The sequence below is a fragment of the Mesorhizobium sp. M0293 genome, assembly GCF_040321735.1.
Classification (GTDB): domain Bacteria; phylum Pseudomonadota; class Alphaproteobacteria; order Rhizobiales; family Rhizobiaceae; genus Mesorhizobium.
The window spans coordinates 1-2438 of record NZ_JAMYSA010000246.1; the positions used below are offsets into that span (position 1 = coordinate 1).

Sequence of the window (2438 nt, forward strand, 5' to 3'; positions counted from 1 at the left end):
GCGGCATAAACAAGACTTACGAGATGCTGTCCGATAATTGCGCTGCCGGCTTCTGGTGGGAAAGGTCTGTTACACCTGCATGGGGCCTCCTCGGCGGCAAGCATGGACGTCCGCCATCGGTAATCGTAAAATCCTCCGAAGCAGGAGAAATCAATTGCCTGAAAGCTAATGGCATCACGCTGAAGTCTGGCGATTTGATTATTTGCCAGTCTGGCGGGGGCGGCGGATACGGTGATGCTTTGCAACGCGATAGAAACGCAGTCAAAGACGATATCACAGACGGTTTTATTACCGTCGACCGCGCACTTCAAGACTACGGCTACAAATCAACACTGTGACACAAGATTTTGCTCCCGTCCGCAGTTGGTTATGCGGGCTCGGCCGGGAATTGTGGAGGAAAAATGCACGACAAGAACAGGTCACTTACGGATCTGGATAAGCATGCGCTGATCCATCCATACTCAAATCTTGCCAACCAACAGCGCACTGGCCCATTGGTAATTGAGCGTGGGGACGGCATCCATGTCATCGACGAGAATGGCAAGAGCTATATTGAAGGGTTGGCTGGGCTATGGAGCACTTCCCTTGGCTTCAGCGAACCCGAACTTGCGGCCGCGGCTGCCAAGCAGTTCGATAAGTTGCCGACCTATCATAGCTTCAACGGCATGGCGAACCGACCAATGATCGAACTCGCCGATCGGCTAAAGGATATGGTTCCCGTACCTGACGGGCGCGTCTTTTTTGCCAATTCCGGGTCTGAAATCAACGACACGGTCATCAAGCTGATCTGGTACACCAACAATATTCTGGGCCGTCCCGAGAAGAAGAAGATCATCACCCGTCTGCGCAGCTATCACGGCGTCACGCTTGCGACAGCTTCCATGACCGGTTTGGAACCGTGTCACGATGGTTTCGACCTGCCGCTCGATCGGTTTCTAAAATGCATGTGCCCAGATTACTATCGCGAGGGTCTTCCGAGCGAAAGCGAAGAGCAGTTTTCCGAGCGCTGCGCGGACGATCTTAAAAAGTTGATCGAGCGCGAGGGCGCGGGCACAATCGCCGCATTCTACGCCGATCCGGTAATAGCTGGCGGCGGCGTGGTGCCGCCGCCAGCCGGCTACTTCGATAGAGTTCAGACAATTCTGAAGGAAAATCAGATCCTGTTCGTGGCGGACGAGGTTATTTGCGGCTTCGGGCGTACCGGGCGCGCATTTGCCTGCGACACCTACCATCTGCAGCCAGATGTTATCACAGTTGCCAAGGCCCTTTCCTCCGCCTATCTGCCGATCTCGGCCGCAATTGTGGCGCCGACTATCTGGGAACCGCTCATAAGCGGCAGCGAGAAATATGGCGTCTTCGCCCACGGCTTTACCTATTCGGGTCATCCGGTGTCAGCGGCAGTGGCGCTCCGGACCCTCGAAATTTATGAAGAACGCTCGATTTTCCAGCACGTCCAGTCTGTCGCAAATCATTTTGCGCAGCGCATCGATTCTTTCGCCAGCCATCCCATGGTCGGGGATGTACGACGGGTTGGTCTGCTCGGCGGGATTGAATTCTCTCCTGACCCCGCCATGAAGGCACAATTCGACAAGGCACTGAAAGTAGGCCCTTTCTGTAGCCAGCAGTGCCAGAACCACGGACTGATTATCAGGAATATCGGGGACATTATCGCTTTTTGCCCTCCGCTGATCATCTCAGAACCCGAAATAGACGAGATGTTCCGACGGTTTGATGCGGCCCTAGCCGAAACTTGGCAAATGGTACAAACCAATGCATAGCACCAAGGTGACAGGTCTGCATAACTCGACAATTGCCGGAGCAAATTCAGGCTACCCCACGTTCGGAATGTTCATCGATGGTGAAGTTATCGAGTCCAGCTCTGCTGCGCCCAGGGAAGTGATAAACCCAGCTGACGAGACAGTGTTAGGTCTTCTGCCTTCGGCCACTCCCCAATTGCTGGAAAAGGCGCTGCATTCGGCGGAGCGCGCGTTTGGGTCCTCGCGCCGATTCTTGCCTGAGAACCGGAAGCAAGTATTGGAACGAGCGGCCGATATCCTTGCGAAAAGGGAAGCCTCGATTTCACTGCGTATAGTGCTGGAACAGGGCAAGCCGCTGGGCCAGGCCCGGGCCGAGGTCGGCCGCGTCGTCGAGCTGTTTCGATATTATGCGCAGCTGGCGCTGGAATTGTGCGATGCCGATCTTGGGGATAACCGACAAGCAATCAGGCGTTCGTCGAAACCAGTGCCGATCGGTGTCGTTGCAGCCTTTACCGCCTGGAATTTTCCTCTGGTGCTGCCGGGACGGAAATTAGCGATGGCAATAGCTGCCGGCTGTCCCGTTATCTTGAAGGCGGCAGAGGAAACGCCTTCGGCAGCAATTGAACTCGCACGGGCCCTTCAGGAAGCCGGCTTGCCGAATGGATATCTGAATCTGGTCTT

3 protein-coding genes are annotated in these 2438 nt (G+C 55.2%); all 3 read left to right on the forward strand.

The annotated features are described in order from the left end of the window. The coding region (locus tag NKJ06_RS35125) for a hydantoinase B/oxoprolinase family protein (protein WP_352812505.1) at nucleotides 1-338 on the forward strand (338 nt) is incomplete at its 5' end. Nucleotides 339-401: 63 nt separating this feature from the next. Then, nucleotides 402-1778 carry an aminotransferase gene (locus NKJ06_RS35130; RefSeq protein WP_352812508.1) on the forward strand — a complete coding sequence of 459 codons (1377 nt, stop codon included), beginning with the start codon at nucleotides 402-404 and terminating at the stop codon, nucleotides 1776-1778. Beyond that, the coding region (locus tag NKJ06_RS35135; protein WP_352812510.1) for an aldehyde dehydrogenase family protein at nucleotides 1771-2438 on the forward strand (668 nt) is incomplete at its 3' end. The genes NKJ06_RS35130 and NKJ06_RS35135, both read left to right, overlap by 8 nt.